This is a genomic window from Myxococcus llanfairpwllgwyngyllgogerychwyrndrobwllllantysiliogogogochensis (assembly GCF_006636215.1).
GTDB lineage: Bacteria > Myxococcota > Myxococcia > Myxococcales > Myxococcaceae > Myxococcus > Myxococcus llanfairpwllgwyngyllgogerychwyrndrobwllllantysiliogogogochensis.
Window position 1 is genome coordinate 1 of the sequence record NZ_VIFM01000025.1, and the last position, 17,303, is coordinate 17,303.

Here is a 17,303-nt window from a genome sequence, read left to right on the forward strand (position 1 = left end):
GGCGGGGCCACGGCGGCCGGGGCGCTGGCCGCGACTTCCGCCGCGCGGGACAACCTCAGGTGCATGAGGTCTCCCCGACGCATCGCGGCGATGGACAGGGCACCCAGTCCATTGGCGTTGACGGACCAGTTCGAGGGTGCGTCGGAGACGCTGGATGCCCGCGCCACACCCACCATGGCCTGGAGGGCTCGGACGACGTCGTCCGTCGTCACCGCGGCGGGGTCCAACGGCTCGTAGCCGTTGCTGCCCCGAATCATGGGAGGGCGCCCGGTGGCCAGGGTCAGCTCCGTCACTCCAGGCCGCGACAAATGGCGCAACAGCTCTGCAAGGGGTCTCATGCGGATTCGAACTCGGGCCGTGACGGAGCGCGGAGCGCGGGGGACCGCAGGATAGTCGACATTGACGCAAAAGCGCCCACCCCGGGACGGAGTCACGCCGCGCTGAGCGCGGTGGGCCCCACACCCACCCTGTCGAGGGGGCCGGGCCATGTCCGCCAGGGTTGAAGAGAGGGCTCCGGGGCCAGGAGGCCCGCTCGGAGCGAAGGCGGCGGGAGGCAAGCGTCCTCCCGCCAGCCAGGTCCAGGAACTACAGCTCGCGGGACATCAGCAGCCGGAGCTTGCCGGACTTCTTGGACACCACCGTGGCCACGGTGGTGAATCCCGCCTTGCGGTAGAAGCTCACCGCGGGCGCATTGGACGGGTCCACGCGCAGGGCAATGGTCTTGCGGTACATGTCCCGAGCGGCTCGGAGCGCCTGCTCCAGGACCACCGCGCCCAGGCCCTTCTTGCGCAGCTCCGTCTTCACCACGATGTTGCGCAGGTAGGCGGCGCCGGGCACCGGGCCGTCGCGCTCCACCGTGACGTAGCCGACGATCTGCGTCTGCAGCTTCGCTACGTGGATGAAGGGCTTGAGCTGGGCCAGGGCCTTGAGGCTGTCTTCCTGCGTCTCACCCCGGCTCTTCCAGGGCTCGGAGCTGGCGCGCAGGGCCGCCACCGCCGTCATGTCTTCGTCGGTGGGCAGGGTGAACTTCACCGCCGCCATCAGGTCGTTGGGGAGGCCCACCGCCGCTTCCAGCACCGGGGCTGGGGCCATCTCCACGCCCGGGTCCACCTGCTTCATCGTCATCGCCATCTCCTCCGTCGCTCTGCGATCCTAACCGCACCCCCGCCACCGGTGCACGCGGTCATTCCGCGCACATTGTCTTCCCAAGTGAGGAGATTGCCTCCCCCGCGGTTGTGAGGGGCGGATTCCGGTCAACCCGACTCTGGCCCGTCCCATTCCAAGAATGGGCATCGCTTCCACGGCTGGCATCCAGCCGGCCTTCCGCGCGGGGCGCCTTCCCACTATAAAAACCCTGGTCATCCACGGAGGGCTGGCCTCCTCATCTAGACCCCGCCTGCCCGAGCCATCCTTTGCAACTCAACCACGCCCAGCGAGAGCTGACGCTCAAGATCGTCTACTACGGGCCCGGACTCAGCGGGAAGACGACGAATCTGCGCCAGCTCCATGCCCGGGCGTCCCCCGAGGTGCGGGGCCGGTTGCTGACGGTGGAGACGCACGACGACCGGACGCTGTTCTTCGATCTGCTGCCCGTCTTCTTCTCCACGTCGTCCGGCTTCAAGGTGAAGGTGAAGCTCTTCACCGTGCCCGGCCAGGTCATCCACAACGCCACCCGGCGCATCGTGCTCCAGGGCGCGGACGCGGTGGTGTTCATCGCGGACAGTCGGCACGGGGCGACGGCGGAGAACAACGCCTACTGGCGCAACCTCCAGGACAACATGAAGGAGAACGGCCTGGACGTGGATCAGGTGCCCGTCGTCATCCAGTTCAACAAGCGGGATTTGCCCGACGCGCGCACGGACGCGGAGCTGGAGGAGGCGCGCAAGCGCGGCGGGGAGGCCGTCGTGGGCGCGGTGGCGCTCAAGGGCGAGGGCGTGCTGGAGACCTTCCACGCGGTGGCGCAGGCGGCCTACCGGCGGCTGGATGCCCGGGCGCACCTGGCGCGCAACGTGGGGCTGACCGAGACGGAGTTCCTCTCCCAGGTCTTCGGGCGGATGGACCTGTCGGGCACCACGCTGGCGGGCCGCTACTCGGCGGTGGGGCGCGACGAGCAGCTGGGGGGCGGGCGATGAGCGGCTATCAGGGGAACGCGCCACCGGAAGGCGCCACGGGCTCGCGCCGCGAGTCGGTGCTCCAGCGTCGCCTGTCGCTGGGCGAGATGCTGGACCTGCCCTCCTTCTCCGAGGTGGTGAAGAGCTTCAGCGAGCTGTACCGCGTGGGCATCAAGGTGCTGGACGCCCGAGGCACCAAGCTGGCCGACGTGAAGGTGGGCCACGGCGACTTCTGCGCCTACGTCTTCTCCTTCCCGGATGGCCGCACGCGCTGCACGGCGACGGTGGCGCGGGTGAAGGACGGCCCGGTGCACCCGCTGCAGGGCGCACGCGTGGCGCAGGGAGATGGCGCGGAGGAGGCGGGCCTCATCGCGCTGCCGTGCTTCACCGGCCTGCGCTACCTGGTGATGCCGGTGCGCTGGGAGGGGGACTTCCTGGGCCGTGTCATCCTGGGGCCCTTCACGCCCGAGGAGCTGGGGGACTTCCCCGACACGCTCACGGACATCTCCGGGCTGGAGCTGACGCGCGCCCAGGAGCTGGTGGCCAAGGTGCGGCGCGCGCCCGAGCGCACGGCGGCGCAGGTGCTCACGCACTTTGGCCAGGTGCTCGCCGCGCTGGTGGCCAGCGGCCACCGCACGTACCTGACGACGCAGCTCCATATCGAGGCGATGCTGGAGACGCACCGGGAGCTGGAGGCGCAGAACTCGCGCCTGGCGCAGGTCAACACCCGCCTCAAGGAGCTGGACCGGCTGAAGTCCACCTTCCTGGGCACGGTGAGCCACGAGCTGCGCACGCCCCTGGCGTCCATCATCGGCTACTCGGAGATGTTGGCGGAGGGGCTGGCCGGCGTGCTCAACCCGGAGCAGCTGCTCTACGTGCGCACCATCGTCGAAAAGGGTGAGTCGCTGCTCAACCTCATCTCCTCCATCCTGGACCTGAGCCAGATTGAAGCGGGCAAGCTGCGCCTGGCGATTTCTCCCGTGGACCTGGCCGGCGTCATCCAGACGGCGGTGTCCTCCGTCATGCCGCAGGCGCAGCGCAAGGGCGTGGAGCTGGAGGTGCGGCTGCCGCCCCTGCCCAGGCCCCGGCTGGCGGGGGACGCGGACAAGCTGCGGCAGGTGCTGGTGAACCTGCTCGCCAACGCGCTGAAGTTCACCGCCTCCGGGGGCCGGGTGTCGGTGGTGCTGTCGGAAGCGGGCCCGCAGGAGTCGCTGGGGATGTCCGGCTATCGCGTCAGCGTGGAAGACACCGGCGTGGGCATCCGCGAGGACCAGTTCGAACGCATCTTCCAGAGCTTCTACCAGGTGGACGGCAGCTCCACGCGCGAGCACGGCGGCGCGGGCCTGGGGCTGGCCATCGTCAAGAGCCTGGTGGAGGGCCACGGCGGCAAGGTGTTCGTGGAGAGCGAGTTCGGACGGGGCTCGCGCTTCACGGTGGTGCTGCCCATGCAGCCGCCCATTCCGGAGCATGGCCTGCTGGCCGCGCTGGCGCCGCTGCCGGAGATGCCGCCGGGGCCGGACCGCTTCTGACGCGTCAGGTCGCCTGAGGTGGCGTCAGGTGTTCGTGACATGCCAGGGCGGCTCGCGGCGCTCACGCAATCCCCCCTGGAAATGGCGCGCGAGCGTATTGTCCGCGCCCATGCTCACCGGACGTCCCCCCGCCGCCTCCTATGTGCTCATCGATGCGGAGAACATCGACTGGGCCGTGTCCAACGTTGTCGGCCGCAAACCCGAGTCACAGGACCGCGTCCAGTTCGACCGGCTGGTGGCCTTCTGCGAGAGCTACTTCCCCGCGCCCGTGCGCTGCGTGGTGGTGCTCAACGCGCGGGGCGAGCAGCTGCCGGACATGATGATTGGCTTCATCCGCGCGCTGAAGTCCGCGGGGTGCGAGGTGGCGCTCCTGTACGGGCGGCAGGACCAGAAGGTGGTGGACCTGGGCATCCTCAAGTTGCTGGAGTCCATTCGCGTCCAGCGCCCCAAGGCGGCGGTGGGCCTGGCCAGCCATGACGGCGGAGACTTCGCCGAGGCGCTCAAGCCCATGTTGGAGGAGAAGCGCCAGGTGGCGGTGCTCGGCCTGCGCGAGTACGTCAGCCAGCGCTTCAGGGATTTGGTGCCCTCGGGCCTGAAGATTGTCGACCTGGAGCTCAACGCGAAGGTGTTCCAGCGCCCGCTGCCCCGGCTGCTGCCGGTCAACGTGGACGAGTTCGACCCGATGATGTTCGTGTAGTCCGCTCGCGGGCACGAAAGGGGGGCCGCGCTATGGCGCGTCTCCCTCCGTCGTCATCAGGCGGCGGATGCTCAGGTCGAGCTGGCTCTGGAGCTGGGCGAGCAGACTGCCCAGCTCCGGCACGCGCGCGCCCACGCGGGCCGCGAAGCGCGTGCGGGTCTGGTCCAGCAGCCATTCGCGCGCGGTGGCGAGCCAGCGCTTCACCGAGGAGCGGTCCACGCCGTACGCCTCCGCGATGCGCGCGGTGCCCATTCCGTCCACCAGATGCATGCGCAACAGGGTCCGCGCGCGCGGCTCCAGCCCCGCGAGCGCCTCCTGGAAGGCGGCGTTGAAGTCCGCCCCGTAACGGGACTTGAGGTACTGCAGCTCCATGTCGTGGGGCGCGGCGCTCAGCGCCTCCAACGGCGTGTCATCGGGGAGGGCCGGCCCTTTGCGCTCGTTCACCAGTCCCCAGGCCAGCCGCAGCACGGTCATCCGGAGCCATGCGGAGAGCGGACCGCGCCCGGAATACTCCATGATGCGGGGTGGCATGGCGCCGTCGGCGACGAGGAAACGCGCGCGAAAGACCTGGAGCGCCTCGTCGGTTGTCGTCTCGTCCACTCCACGGCGCTTCAAGGCCACGCGGACCTGGGGAATGATGCGCGCCTCGAGCGCGGCCAGGGCCACGGTGTCACCGTGCGCGCAGGCTCTCGCGAGCGCAAGGTCCTCTTCATGGACCTCGGTGTCCGGTGTCTTGGCCATCCACCCGAAGCCTACCTTGAGGACTCATGCAATGTCCCACCACGGAGAACCTCCTCGCCTTCGGTCGGGGATTGTTGCGGGGTGAAGAGGCCACGGTGGTGCAGGAGCACCTGGATGGCTGCCCCACATGCCGAGTGTTGGTGGCGGAGGCGGTGGTCTCGGTGGACGGCGACGCGAGCCAACCCACGGCTTCGCCGACACCGCCATGGGAGCCCTTGAGTCCCGGCACCTCGCTGGGTCGCTACGTGGTGATGGCGCGCATTGGCTCGGGGGGCATGGGTGTCGTCTATTCCGCGCGGGACCCGGAGCTCGACCGCCGCGTCGCCCTCAAGATTCTGCGCTTCGACACCATCCAGCCCGCACGTCTCGCGGAAGCCCAGGGCCGGCTGCTGCGTGAGGCCCAGGCGACCGCGCGTGTCGTCCATCCCAACGTCGTCGCCATCCACGACTTCGGCCGAGTCGACGAGCGCGTCTTCCTGGCGATGGAGTTCGTCGAGGGCACCACGCTGGGGGCCCGCATGCGCGCGGGACGGATGCCCTGGCGCGAGGTGCTGGGCCTGTTCCTCCAAGCGGGGCAGGGGCTCGCCGCCGCGCACGCCGCGGGACTCGTGCACCGCGACTTCAAGCCGGACAACGTCCTCATCGACAATGCGGGACGGGTTCGCATCACCGACTTCGGACTCGTGCGCATCCTCGACGAAGGTGTCGAAGAGCCGCCGAAGTCCGGGCCCGCGCTCGTGGCCCCATCCGTGCCCGGTGTGTCTCTCACCCAGACGGGGGCGCTGCTGGGCACGCCGGGTTACATGTCCCCCGAGCAGGCGAGAGGCGAGCGGCCCGACGCGCGCAGCGACCAGTTCAGCTTCTGCGTCGCGCTCCTCGAGGCGCTCTATGGCGTCAGGCCCTCCGCGCGGGCCTGTCAGATGGACGTCACGCCCGCCGAGCGCGCTCGCGAGGTCCGTGCCCTCCAGCGCGAGGCGGGGGTCCCTGACTGGGTTCACGTCGCGGTGTTGAAGGGCTTGTCGCCGACCCCCGGAGACCGTCACGCCTCCATGGAGGTGCTGCTGCGGGCCCTGCGGCAGGAGCCTCGCTCGCGCAGGCAGAAGCTGCTCATGGGCGCCGCCGCGGCGGTGCTGCTCATGGCGATGGGGGCGGGCGTCTTCGTCTCCACGAGACCCACGCTGTGCGCGGATGACCCTGGCGCCTTCAACGGCGTCTGGGATGCGAAGGCGCGGGAGAGCGTGCGGACAGCGGTGTTCAAGGGCAATCTTCCCTTTGCGGCGGACACGTGGCGGGTGGTGGAACAGACGCTGGATGTCTACGCGCGTGATTGGATGACGGTGTCGAGGCAGGCGTGCGAGGACACGCACGTCCACGGACGACAGACGGAGGCGATGTTCGAGCGGCAGTTGCTGTGCCTGGACCAGCGGCGCAAGGACGCCTCCGCGCTGGTGGCCGTGCTGACGTCGGCGGACGCGGCGGTGCTCCAGAACGCGGCGCGCGCGGTGGGCTCGCTGGAGGACATCGCTCGCTGCTCCGACGTCCGCACGCTCACCGCCTCGCGTCCCCCACCGAAGGACCCGGAGGCCCGTCGCAAGCTGGAGGCGCTGCAGAAGGACTTCGCCACGGTGCGCGCCCGGCTGCACGCTGGGCAGCCCAAGCCCGCGCTGGAGCTGGCCTCCACGCTGCCCGCGAGAGCCGAGGGACTGGATTATCCGCCCCTGCAGGTGGAAATGCTGAGCGTCCTGGCGCAGGCCCAGGCGGGAGCCCGGGATAAAAAGGCGGTCCAGACGATTCACAAGCACATCCAGACCGCCCAGGCGGCCGGGCTGGACTGGCACGTCGCGGATGGCTGGGTCTCGCTGCTGCGGGTGGCCAGCCGCCAGGAGAAGCCGGATCCGGAGGACCAGTACGCCAGTCATGCCGCGGCCGCTGTCCAGCGGCTCGGGGGAGACGTTTTTCTGGAGGTCACCCTGGCCACCAACCTCGCCAGCTTCCTGCAGGCGAAAGGAAAGCTTCCGGAGGCCGTTGCCCAGGGGCTGCGTGCCCTGGAGTTGGCCCGGAAGAGATATCCGCCAACGGATCCCCGGCTCGCCACACCCGTGCTGACCGCCGGGACCATGCTCAGCTACGCGGGGCGCTTCTCGGAGTCCGCCGCGCTCCTGCGCGAGGCGCTGGAGCGCTACACGGCGCACTTCGGACCGAATCATCCGGACGTGGCTGTTGTCCTCCAGGCGCTGGCCGTCCAAGAGACGTATCTGGACCGGTACCAGGATGCGCTGGGGCATCAGCGGCGGGCGCTGGACATCTACACGGGCTCGCATGGCGCGGAGTCGCCGGTCGTGGCGTCGGCGCTGCACAACATCGCCAACATGCTCCGCCACGTGGGAGGACAAGAAGAAGAGTCCGTGGAGCACTACCGCCGCGCGGTGGCGTTGCGCGAGAAGCTCCTCGGTCCTGGCCATCCCCAGGTCGCCAGCTCCCTGGCCGGCATGGGGCAGGTTCTGCGCGACCTGGGTCGCCACGACGAGGCGCTCGCGCTCCACGAGCGTGCCCTGGCGATTCGCGAGAAGGCACTGGGCCCCGATTCCCTCGAAGCCGCCTACGACCGCGGGCTCGTCGCCGAGACCTTCCTGTCGATGAAACAGCCGCACAAGGCCCGCCCCCTCCTGGAGCGCTCCCTGGCCGTCTATGAGGAGAAGTCCTTCGGCTCGGACGAACTCATCCTGGCCGACATGCGCTTCCTGCTCGCACGTGCCCTCGTGGGCTCGCCCCAGGAGCGGGCCCGCTCCCAGGAACTCGCGAAGACGACGCTGGAGGTCTACCGGCGCTTCCCCAAGGCCCGCGAGAAGGAGACCCGCGAGGTCGAGGCGTGGCTCGCGGCCCGCTGAGCCCCTGGAGCCCCGGCAGCCCGCCGTCCTGACGATGGCCGCTTCCTCGCCCGGCGGGGACGCGTCCTTCGCGCTTGCAGATGGTTAACGTCAGCGTTAAATATTGCCCATGGAGGCAATGAAGTTCGTTGCCAGGAGACCCGCCATGAAGAAGATTCCAGAGGGCTGTGCGCGCATCACCCCCGGGCTGTTCTACGTGAATGCTCCGGCCGCCATCGACTGGCTGGAGCGGGCCTTTGGCTTCCAGACGCGGCTGAAGGTGGAGGGAGGGCCGGGCGTCATCGTCCACTCCGAACTCGTCTTCGGCGAGGGCGTCATCATGTTGAGCTCGCTCAGCGCGAAGTACCCGGGGCGCACGCCGACCGCGGCGGGAGGCACCAGCGCCGCCTACCTCATGCTCTACGTGGATGACGTGGACGCGCACTGCGCGCGGGCGAAGGCCGCGGGCGCGAAAATCACCCGGGAGCCGGAGACGACGAACTACGGCGACGACTACTGGACGGACCGGGGCTACGGCGCGGAGGACCTGGAGGGCCACGCGTGGTGGTTCGCCCAGCGCATGAAGGGCTGAGCCCCGAAAGCACACCATGGGAGCCGCCCGACGTCTCGACGACACCTTCGCCGCCCTGGCCGACCCCACCCGCCGTGGGGTCATCGACCTGCTGCGCGAGCAGCCCCTTCGCGCCGGAGAGCTGGCCGCCGCCTTCGACATGTCTCCCCCCGCCATGAGCCGGCACCTGCGTGTCCTGCGCAAGACGGGGCTCGTCCAGGAGGACGCCGTGGAGGACGACGCTCGCGTCAAGCTGTACCGGCTGAGGCCGGAGCGCTTCTCGGAGCTGCGCGCGTGGCTCGATGAGGTGGAGGCCTTCTGGGGCGAGCAGCTCCAGTCGTTCAAGGAACACGCCGAGCGCACGCGCGCGAAGAAGCGGCCATGAGTCCCTCGCGAGGCCCGACATGACGACCGAGCAGATTGCCCGCGTGACGACCTTCCTGGAGGTGGAGCCAGGGGTCGCCTTCACCGTCTTCACCGAGGAGACCAACCTCTGGTGGCGGCGCGGGCCACGCTTCCGGGGCTCCCACGCGGCCGACAGCGTGGTGCGCTTCGAGGGAGGCGCCGGAGGCCGCTTGATCGAAGAGGACGGCGCCGGCACCTTCGAGATTGGCCGCGTGCTGACGTGGGAGCCCGGCGCGCGGCTCTGCTTCGAGTGGCGCGGACGCAACTTCGCCCCGGGCGAACTCACCCAGGTGGACGTCCGCTTCGAGCCCTCCCAGGGCGGCACCCGGGTCGTCCTGGAGCACCGGGGCTGGGAGGCGCTCCGTCCGGACCACCCCGTCCGCCATGGCCAGGACGTCCCGGCCTTCCTCGCGATGATGGGGATGTGGTGGGGAGGACTCGCCACCAGCCTGCGCTCCCAGGCGACTCCCCGCGTTGAATGACTGCCTGAAAACCGCCCTGTCGTAGAATTATAGTAATACCCACTGTGAGTGTGTATGCTGTTGGGAGTTGAACGCAGGGGGGACAGTCATGGCGGAGAACAAGTATCGACACTGGAACGGTGTCTTTCTTTGGGTGCTGCTGCTGGGGCTGGGCTGCACACAGTCCCCCGGGGGTGGAGCCGGCGCGGAGCCGGTGGCCCCGGAGAGCCTGGTCACCCAGGAGGCCCGCGTGGTCACGTCTTCCTACGTGGACCTGCGGCTGCGCGTGGGCCGAGGCGTGGCGGTGGGCCGCACTTGCGGGGCGGCGAACGAGGTGACGCCCGCCTGCGGCGGTGGCAGCGGACCTGACCTGAGCTTCCACTTCATCGCCCCGTATGACGGCAGCTACACCTTCGTCACGGACCCGCTCGACACCACCGACTACGACACGGTGGTGCAGGTGACGGACTGGCACAGCAGTGCCTCGCTGGGCTGCAACGACAACGCCTCGGCCTCCACGCTCACGTCCTCCGCCATCCTCAACCTGGCGCGCAACCAGGAGGTGCGCATCACCGTGGATGGGAAGAACGGCTCCTGCGGCCGCTTCATGCTCAACATCCTCGTCGTGGAGTCCACCTGCGGCCCCTGCAACACCCCACCGGGGCCCTGCTTCTCCCCCTATGGGAGCTGCTCGGGGGCGACGTGTGTCTACACGCCGTTGACCGCCGGCGCCGTCTGCAACGACGGCAATGCTTGCACCCTCAACGACAAGTGTGGGGCGACGGGGAGCTGTGTGGGGACGACGGTGAGCTGCAACAGCGCGCCCGGCACCTGTTACGCCAGCCCCGGCACCTGCAACCCCGCCACGGGCGCGTGTGGCTACGCGGCGCGGCCGGCGGGCACGGCGTGCAACGACGGCGACTCCTGCACCCAGGGGGATGCCTGCTACGGCGGGGCCTGCTACGGCGGCGACCGGGTGTGCTGCCCCAATGGGGTGCTCTGCAACGGCGGGTGCTGCGCGCAAGGGGACTACTGCATCGGGGGGACCTGTCGGCCCATGTGCCTGACGCAGAACGTGGTGCGCACCCCGGAGAACGACATGCTCCCCGCCTGTCCCATGGAGCTTCAGTGACATTCCTTGCGTACCGGTGAGACGCACCGGTGCGTACGGATTGAACGCGACATTGTCTTTGTCTCGCATCCTCCCGCGTGCCGGGAGGACGCGCCCGGCGTACCGCCCGGACGCGAGGGGTGTGCAGTCTTGACGCACCCAGGGTCAAAGGCTCGCGTATCGTGGGGAATACTTATGTGTGTACGCATGAACTGGCTTATGTGGGTATTGTGGTAATTCCGATTATGTCTTGTAATTATTTGTTGAATGCTTCATAAGGGCGCGCGCTGCACAGAAGCGGTGAAACCAGCTGTGTCAATTCGAAGAGGGGGAGCACATGGACAAGCGCGTGCGGCGCTCGTGTCTTGCTTTTGCATCGATTCTGGCTCTTGCGGGCTGTAGCACGCAGGAGGACTTGCTGGAGGCGCCGGAGGAGGCCCCGCCCGCGCGGACCGCTCCACTGCACTCCGAGCGTGGCGGTATCGGCCTGCTGCACGAGTCCGGTGACAAGTCCCAGATGGCCACGGTGACGGTGAACACGTTCCGCTCGCTCATCGTGACGGAGACGGCCATCGTCAACAACTTCTCCATGCGGGAGGTGTTCGACCAGCTGGCCGCGCAGAGCGGGGTCGCGGGCCTGACGGGCCTGGCCATCTACCGCCAGCTCTGGGACACGCAGAACGCGCGGCCGGGACTCAATCAGGGCCAGCACTGCAATGACCTGACCTCCAGTGGTCAGCCGGTCTTCAACAGCTTCCCGTACCAGTGCCGGACCCAGGAAGGCTCGCAGGCCTCCCAGGACCCGTTCACCAACCCGGCTTCCGCCAACGCCTACAAGGCGGTGGGCCTGTTCAACCGCTTCGACCTGGCGCCCGCGGACGGCGCCAACTGCGGCGAGTACCGCATCATCTTCGCGCGCAAGTCGGGCGAGACGAACATCCTGTCGCGCAACTTCATCATCTTCGAGGCCGTGCTGCCCAACCCCCACCCGGAAGAGGGGCTGGATGGCTGCCTCCCCGTGGCGGAGTTCTGGCACCGGCTGACGGCCAACGCGGACCCCGCGTCGCGCACCCAGCAGCTGCGCAACTTCTACTTCACGGGCCTGCCGGGCTTCCGTCCCGTCGTCCACATCGACAACTACGGCGCGGACCCGGCCACCATCGCGGGCCAGATTCGCACCAACCAGTTCATGCAGAGCAACTGGCTCCTGCGTGAGTTCAAGCTGCAGAAGACCTGCGCCTCGGGCACCTGCACCTCGCTCAAGGCCATCATCTCCACGGACAAGGTGAACCCGTTCGGTGGGCTGTTCAACCCGAACTCCACCCACGCTCGCGCCGCGGACTTCCGCTTCTTCTTCGCGACCCAGGTGGAGGCGCTGGCCCGCAACGACATCAACCTCTTCAACATGGACGTCCAGGACCAGTTCAACGGCGGCCAGAGCGATGCCCAGGGCGGGGAGAACAACTACACCGGCCAGTTCGGCAACAACGCGTCCGCGCTGCGCACGCTGATTCAGGGCGAGCTGGACCGCATCGGCAGCACGCTGACGCCGGTCAACATCGTCAACCGCGCCAAGGCGCTGTCCTGCGCCGGCTGCCACGACCTGAGCAACAGCAACGGCCTGGGCGGCGGCCTGACGTGGCCCAACTCGCTGGGCTTCACCCACATCAGCGAACTGACGGAGGCGGGGCCGGAGGGCACGCGCTTCCGCATCTCCCCGGCGCTGGAGAACGTCTTCCTGCCGCACCGCAAGGCGGTCTTCGAGGAGTATCTCAGCCGTCCGCGCCCGTGCCACAACGTGTGCAACCCGGGCAATCCCATCGCGACGCACTGCTCGCCGTGCGCGGCGTCCGTGTGCGAAGGCGACCCGTTCTGCTGCACGGGCAGCTGGGACGTCATCTGCGTGGACCAGGCCCAGGACGTCTGCGGTCTGTCCTGCAACGCGCTGTAGCGCGGAGTCTTCCGGTGTCCCGGTTGGCGGTCGTCGCACCCCCACGTCCGCCGGGGCGCCGAGCAGTCCCGTCGTGAGCGGGCATGGGCAGGTGCCCCATGCCCAGGGGGTCAAGGGCTCTCTCCTCGTTGGTGAGGAGGGGGCCCGTCTCAAGAGAAGTCATCGGATGCGTTGTGGTTGTCGTTGGCAAAGGCAGTCCACTGCAGCAGAGGGGGTTACAAATGAAGCCGTACTCGCGTTTCTCGGTGCCTGTTTCCGCGGCCCTGCCGCTCGTCGCGCTCGCGACGTCAGCCTGGGCCGGGCCGTTGCGCTCCCCGGACCGGGGGTTGGACCGCGCGACCCTGGTGGAGGACTCGCAGTACATGCGCCGTGTCCTGGAGGAGAAGTCCCGGGGCGCGACGGGTGAAGCCGTTGCCATCGACCTGGCGGACCCGGGCCAGTACCGCTTCGTGATGAACCGCCTGCGTGGCTCCGGCAAGACGGCCACCAACTCGCCCAAGCTGTTCCAGCGGCTGGGACTGGCGCGCGAGAAGGCCCTGGCGCTCAAGGCCTCTGGCAAGGAGGCGGAAGGCGCGTCCCTGGTGAACAACTGGGGCTGTGACCACTTCCTCAACCTGACCCGCGGCGTCACCGCCGGCGCGGTGCGCGTCTACGAGAGCAACCCCTGGGCCGCGTGTCTCAACGGCGCCAGCTACGTGTACACAGACATCGTGGCCTTCAACGCGAACAACGCGGAGACGGACACCGCCGTGGTCGACTCGGCGTCCGGTGAGGAGTACGCCGCCGGCCAGAGCTTCGACGACGTCATCGTCCGGCCGGCCATCCCGGTGAACCAGGACCGGCAGGTCATCCTCGACTCGATGATGATCGCCATGAACGAGAACACCGGCGAGGAGGTCGTCACCTTCGTGCGCGGCCAGTCCAGCACGACGACGGGCGGCGCGGACCTGTCGCTGGAGCACCCGCGGCTGTCGGTTCCCACGAGCATGAAGCTCAACACGGAGCTGTGCCAGATGCGCGGCGGCATCGACTGTGACTACGCCGCGGTGGGCGCCACGCTGGCTCCCTCGGGCGGCAGCACGCCGGCGAGCATCGCGCTGCGCAACACGGCCGTCACCACCAGCTGGGTGGGTGACGCGGCCAACAACTTCCCGGTGACGGCGCCCTGGAACTTCACGCACATCTACATCCCCACCAAGTTCACCTTCAACGCGGGCAGCAAGAACGGCGTCGCCTGCCTCATCAAGGAGATCCTCCCGGGCTCCAAGGTGCGCATGGTGAAGCCCGTCACGGGCGGCACGTGCATGAGCCAGGCGGACCTGGTCCCCTCGCTGACCAGCTCCATCAACAGCCAGACGGCCACCGTCAAGCTGCTGGCGGACCTGTCGCGTGAGACGTCCATCGCCGGCACCGGTACGGAGAACTGCAGCACCCAGACGGTCCTCAACCAGGCGGTGGAGTACGTCATCACGGTGAGCACCAAGGTGAACTGCGGCACCCCGGCGAACACGGTGGCCACGGTGACGGTGCGCATGCTGAGCGACGCGCGCTATCGCTATGGCGTCATGGTCTACAACAGCTGCATGGCCGAGGGCACGAAGGTGGTGCTCGCCGACGGCACCATCGCCAACGTGGAGGACGTCAAGCGCGGCGCCCGCATCGTGACGAACGCCAAGGGCGAGACGCTGACGGTGACCGACGTGCAGACGGGTGGCGAAGTGGAGCCGATGGTGAACCTGCGTGACGACAAGGGCCACGCGGTCAGCCTCACCGACAGGCACCCCGTCATCATGGCGGACGGCAAGGCCGTGGCCGCTGGCACGCTGAAGGTCGCCGACCGCGTCAGCACCCGCGACGGCGTGGCCACGCTGACCTCCGTCACCCGTGAGAAGTACGCGGGCAAGGTCTTCAACTTCAACCTGGGCACCAAGGAGGAGCTGGCGCGCGCGGGCAAGGGCTCCAACACGCTGTTCGCCAACGGCTTCCGCGTGGGCGACAACGCGATGCAGGGCGAGCTGACGGCGCCCGTGGCCGACTCCCGCCCGGTGCTGGAGCGTCTGCCGGCCTCGTGGCACCAGGACTACGCGCGCTCCGCGTCGTTCGTGGCCGGCCAGCGCTAAAGCGGCTGCTCGCGGTGAAAGAGCTTCCGGGCTTCTTCCCTTGAAGAGGCCCGGACCCGGCGCCCCACCGACGGCTCGTCCGACGGTGGGGCGTCTGTTTATCGAGTCAACAGTCCAACCGGCAGTGGCAGGAGGGCGGATGCGAAACACGGTCGTCGTGAGCGTGCTGGTGGTGATGGGTCTGGGAGTGTCGGCCTGCGGGGAAGACCCGCCGACGCCGCCTCCTCCGAACTTCTGTCCGGAGCGCCCCGCCGCCCAGGAGCCCGTGCCGGGTCAGGCGCCCCTGCTGGTGCGCGCGCGCCCGCTGCCCCAGGCGTGGCTTGCGCGCCGCAACCTCGCCACGATGACGGCCTTCGCGCGCGCCCAGGACCCCGGTGAGCCAGGCGTGGAGAGCCGGGCCTGGTGGGCTTCACCCTGTTTGATGGGCACGCCGGGCCTGCAGGTGGCGACGCCCCGGGTGGCGGTGGCCGACGATGGCCGCGCGGTGACGGTGTGGACGGAGAAGGACGGCCTCGACGAGCGGCTCTGGTTCAGTGAGTACGTGCCCCAGACGGGCTGGACTCCCGCCGAGACGGTGGGCCTGTCGCGCGAGTTCCCGGAAGACGCGCTTCGGGTGCGTCAGCCGCAGGTGGTCGCCGACACGCAGGGGCGCTCGCTCGCGGTGTGGCTGCAGAGCGAAGGCTCCGGGGCGGCGCAGCTCTGGTACTCCCGCCACGCGCCGGGGGAGGGGTGGAGCAAGCCGGACCGCGTGTTGTCGCGCTCGCTGGGAGACGCGACGTACCTGGAGGTCTCTCGCGACGCGGCGGGCACCGTCACGGCGGTGTGGACGCAGTTCGACGGGGACACGCTCAGCGAGAATGTCTGGGTGACGCGGGGCTCGCCCGAGACGGGCTTCGAGGACGCGCGCCGCATCGACACGCCGGTGCCGGGCTTCTCCCTGGAGCCGCAGGTGTCCGTCAGCGGTGACGGCCACGCGGTGGTGGGCTGGTACCGGTTCGACGAGATGGAAGGCATTGGCATGGCCTGGTTCAGCCGGTGGACGCCCGCCGAGGGGTGGAGCGCCGCGGAGCGCACCAGTCCGGACGGCGTGGACAGCTTCTACGCGGAGCCGCTCGCGGGCCCGGGCGGCGCGGTGCTCGCGCTGTGGAGCGAACTGGGCGGGGTGAACGTGGAGCTGTGGGCGCGGCCCTTCGTGCCCGGCACCGGCTGGGGCGAGGCGCAGCGAGTGGAGGAAGCGCTGGGCAGCTCTGGCGCGGCCCAGGCCAGCCAGGAGCAGGGCGGACGGGCCATGGTGGTCTGGCCCCGCGCCCGTGCCTCCTTCACCCGGCTGTCCGCCCAGTCCTATGACTTCGCGACGTACGGCTTCCGCGAGCGGCGGGACGTGGACGCGCAGCCCCTGACGCTGGGACACGCCAAGGACCCGCAGGTGGTGTCCCTGAGCCGCAACCAGGCGCTCGTGGTGTGGTCGCACGAACTGGAGGGCGGCCATCGCGTCGCGACGAGCCGCTACACCGCCAGCCAGGGGTGGGGCAGGGCGCTGCTGCTCGACACGGCGCCGTCCGCGCAGAGTGGCTTCCCCCGGCTCTCCGTGAGCCCCACGGGCGTGGGCGTGGCCACGTGGCTGCACGGCGGCGAGGTGCCGGGCCTGGGCGTCAGCGTGTTCCAGTAGCCGCCGCGCACGCGCGCGTTGCCTGGAAGCGGCGGCTGGTCTTTCCTGCCGGGCCGATGCCTGGTGAGTTCGACTTCATCCGCCGCTTCCTGCACCACTTCCCCAAGGCCCGCGTGCCGGTGGGGCCGGGCGATGACTGCGCGGTGCTCGCGCCGTCGCGCGGCGCGCTGTGTGTCACCACCGACGCCGTGGTGGAGGACGTGCACTTCACCCGCGCGGGCTTCTCCCCGGCGGACATCGGCCACAAGGCCCTGGCGGTGAACCTCTCCGACGTGGCCGCCATGGGCGCCACGCCGCGCTGGTTCGTCTGCGCGCTCGCGCTGCCTCGGGACTTCCCCGCGGCCCACCTGTCTGGAATCGCCCGGGGCATGGCCGCGCTGGCGCGCGAGCACCGCGTGGACCTGGTGGGCGGCAACTTCACCTCCGCGCGCGAGCTGTCCGTCACAATCACCGCCACGGGCGAGCTGTCACGTCCACCGCTCACCCGCTCGGGCGCCCGGCCCGGGGACTGGCTCTATGTGTCCGGCACGCTGGGCGACGCGAGGCTCGGCCTTGCCCACTTGAAGGCCGGTTTGAAACGCGGCGCCGCCGTTCGCCGCCAGCGCCGGCCCGTGCCGCGCGTGGCCCTGGGCCAGCTCGCCTCGCGCTTTGCGTCCGCTGCGCTGGATGTTTCCGATGGGCTTGCACAAGACCTGGGTCACCTGTGCACCGCATCGGGAGTGCGGGCGGTGGTGGAGCTGGCGCGTCTGCCCATGTCCGCGGCGGTGCGGCGGGAGCTGGGGCCGGAAGGGGCGCTGGCGGGAGGCGAGGACTACGAGCTCTTGCTGGCGGTGGCACCGGGGCGCGGGCGGGCATTCGAGCGGGCGTGTGCTCGCGGCGGGCACGTCGTCACGCGCGTGGGCGTGCTGTCAGAGGGCGCGGGGTGGGTGATCCACGATGAAGCGGGACGCGCGGTGCGCCGGCCGGGCGGGTTCGACCACTTCCGGTAGCATCCCAGGTGGATTGACCCTGTCCGACAGCAAGGCTAAACCCAAGGCGCTTCCGCACCACCCCCGAAAGCATCCCGTGCG

At 69.5% G+C, this 17,303-nt stretch carries 14 protein-coding genes and 1 pseudogene; 12 read left to right on the forward strand and 3 right to left on the reverse strand.

The annotated features are described in order from the left end of the window. Window positions 1-338, reverse strand: a pseudogene (locus FJV41_RS08695) (type IV pilus twitching motility protein PilT); the annotation flags it as partial. 247 nt (window positions 339-585) lie between these two features. Further along, on the reverse strand, window positions 586-1,125 hold the full coding sequence (locus tag FJV41_RS08700; protein ID WP_141641964.1) for a GNAT family N-acetyltransferase: 540 nt from the start codon (window positions 1,123-1,125) through the stop codon (window positions 586-588). 287 nt (window positions 1,126-1,412) lie between these two features. On the opposite strand from FJV41_RS08700, the gene FJV41_RS08705 reads away from it, so the two are divergent. From FJV41_RS08705 to FJV41_RS08715, 3 genes are all read left to right on the forward strand, one after another. After that, window positions 1,413-2,132 carry a GTP-binding protein gene (locus FJV41_RS08705; RefSeq protein ID WP_141641965.1) on the forward strand — a complete coding sequence of 240 codons (720 nt, stop codon included), beginning with the start codon at window positions 1,413-1,415 and terminating at the stop codon, window positions 2,130-2,132. Beyond that, a complete protein-coding gene (locus tag FJV41_RS08710) occupies window positions 2,129-3,640 on the forward strand; it encodes an ATP-binding protein (RefSeq protein WP_141641966.1) in 1,512 nt (503 codons plus the stop codon). Before FJV41_RS08705 ends, FJV41_RS08710 begins: the two co-directional genes overlap by 4 nt. A gap of 109 nt (window positions 3,641-3,749) precedes the next feature. Beyond that, a complete protein-coding gene (locus tag FJV41_RS08715; RefSeq protein ID WP_141641967.1) occupies window positions 3,750-4,337 on the forward strand; it encodes an NYN domain-containing protein in 588 nt (195 codons plus the stop codon). A gap of 30 nt (window positions 4,338-4,367) precedes the next feature. Here FJV41_RS08715 and FJV41_RS08720 read toward each other — a convergent pair whose 3' ends face one another. Then, entirely contained in the window at window positions 4,368-5,078 is a 711-nt protein-coding gene (locus tag FJV41_RS08720; RefSeq protein ID WP_141641968.1) for a sigma-70 family RNA polymerase sigma factor, read from the reverse strand. Window positions 5,079-5,104: 26 nt separating this feature from the next. Between FJV41_RS08720 and FJV41_RS08725 the strand changes: the two genes are divergently transcribed. From FJV41_RS08725 to thiL, 9 genes are all read left to right on the forward strand, one after another. Beyond that, window positions 5,105-7,966, forward strand: a complete 2,862-nt coding sequence (locus FJV41_RS08725; protein ID WP_141641969.1) for a serine/threonine-protein kinase — start codon at window positions 5,105-5,107, stop codon at window positions 7,964-7,966. Between the two features lie 145 nt (window positions 7,967-8,111). Next, entirely contained in the window at window positions 8,112-8,537 is a 426-nt protein-coding gene (locus FJV41_RS08730; RefSeq protein WP_141641970.1) for a VOC family protein, read from the forward strand. A gap of 16 nt (window positions 8,538-8,553) precedes the next feature. Further along, a complete protein-coding gene (locus tag FJV41_RS08735; protein WP_141641971.1) occupies window positions 8,554-8,901 on the forward strand; it encodes an ArsR/SmtB family transcription factor in 348 nt (115 codons plus the stop codon). A gap of 19 nt (window positions 8,902-8,920) precedes the next feature. Then, window positions 8,921-9,403: an SRPBCC domain-containing protein gene (locus FJV41_RS08740; protein WP_141641972.1), complete on the forward strand. Its 483-nt coding sequence runs from the start codon at window positions 8,921-8,923 to the stop codon at window positions 9,401-9,403. Between the two features lie 88 nt (window positions 9,404-9,491). Further along, window positions 9,492-10,514 (forward strand): hypothetical protein, encoded by a 1,023-nt coding sequence (locus FJV41_RS08745; protein ID WP_141641973.1) that lies wholly within the window; start codon window positions 9,492-9,494, stop codon window positions 10,512-10,514. Between the two features lie 316 nt (window positions 10,515-10,830). Further along, a complete protein-coding gene (locus tag FJV41_RS08750; protein ID WP_141641974.1) occupies window positions 10,831-12,444 on the forward strand; it encodes a hypothetical protein in 1,614 nt (537 codons plus the stop codon). 221 nt (window positions 12,445-12,665) lie between these two features. Continuing rightward, window positions 12,666-14,564 (forward strand): Hint domain-containing protein, encoded by a 1,899-nt coding sequence (locus FJV41_RS08755; RefSeq protein WP_141641975.1) that lies wholly within the window; start codon window positions 12,666-12,668, stop codon window positions 14,562-14,564. A 139-nt stretch (window positions 14,565-14,703) separates the two neighbouring features. Further along, a complete protein-coding gene (locus tag FJV41_RS08760) occupies window positions 14,704-16,233 on the forward strand; it encodes a hypothetical protein (protein ID WP_141641976.1) in 1,530 nt (509 codons plus the stop codon). Between the two features lie 56 nt (window positions 16,234-16,289). Then, window positions 16,290-17,222, forward strand: coding sequence for a thiamine-phosphate kinase (thiL, locus tag FJV41_RS08765; RefSeq protein WP_141641977.1), 933 nt, complete (start codon window positions 16,290-16,292; stop codon window positions 17,220-17,222). Window positions 17,223-17,303 lie beyond the last annotated feature (81 nt).

Excerpts from the sequence above, each read along its gene's own strand:
- FJV41_RS08725 (WP_141641969.1), top strand. The coding sequence starts at position 5,105 with ATGCAATGTCCCACCACGGAGAACCTCCTCGCCTTCGGTCGGGGATTG.
- FJV41_RS08755 (WP_141641975.1), top strand. The coding sequence starts at position 12,666 with ATGAAGCCGTACTCGCGTTTCTCGGTGCCTGTTTCCGCGGCCCTGCCG.
- FJV41_RS08715 (WP_141641967.1), top strand. The coding sequence starts at position 3,750 with ATGCTCACCGGACGTCCCCCCGCCGCCTCCTATGTGCTCATCGATGCG.
- FJV41_RS08700 (WP_141641964.1), bottom strand. The coding sequence starts at position 1,125 with ATGACGATGAAGCAGGTGGACCCGGGCGTGGAGATGGCCCCAGCCCCG.
- FJV41_RS08740 (WP_141641972.1), top strand. The coding sequence starts at position 8,921 with ATGACGACCGAGCAGATTGCCCGCGTGACGACCTTCCTGGAGGTGGAG.
- FJV41_RS08730 (WP_141641970.1), top strand. The coding sequence starts at position 8,112 with ATGAAGAAGATTCCAGAGGGCTGTGCGCGCATCACCCCCGGGCTGTTC.
- FJV41_RS08720 (WP_141641968.1), bottom strand. The coding sequence starts at position 5,078 with ATGGCCAAGACACCGGACACCGAGGTCCATGAAGAGGACCTTGCGCTC.
- FJV41_RS08745 (WP_141641973.1), top strand. The coding sequence starts at position 9,492 with ATGGCGGAGAACAAGTATCGACACTGGAACGGTGTCTTTCTTTGGGTG.
- thiL (WP_141641977.1), top strand. The coding sequence starts at position 16,290 with ATGCCTGGTGAGTTCGACTTCATCCGCCGCTTCCTGCACCACTTCCCC.
- FJV41_RS08750 (WP_141641974.1), top strand. The coding sequence starts at position 10,831 with ATGGACAAGCGCGTGCGGCGCTCGTGTCTTGCTTTTGCATCGATTCTG.
- FJV41_RS08760 (WP_141641976.1), top strand. The coding sequence starts at position 14,704 with ATGCGAAACACGGTCGTCGTGAGCGTGCTGGTGGTGATGGGTCTGGGA.
- FJV41_RS08735 (WP_141641971.1), top strand. The coding sequence starts at position 8,554 with ATGGGAGCCGCCCGACGTCTCGACGACACCTTCGCCGCCCTGGCCGAC.
- FJV41_RS08710 (WP_141641966.1), top strand. The coding sequence starts at position 2,129 with ATGAGCGGCTATCAGGGGAACGCGCCACCGGAAGGCGCCACGGGCTCG.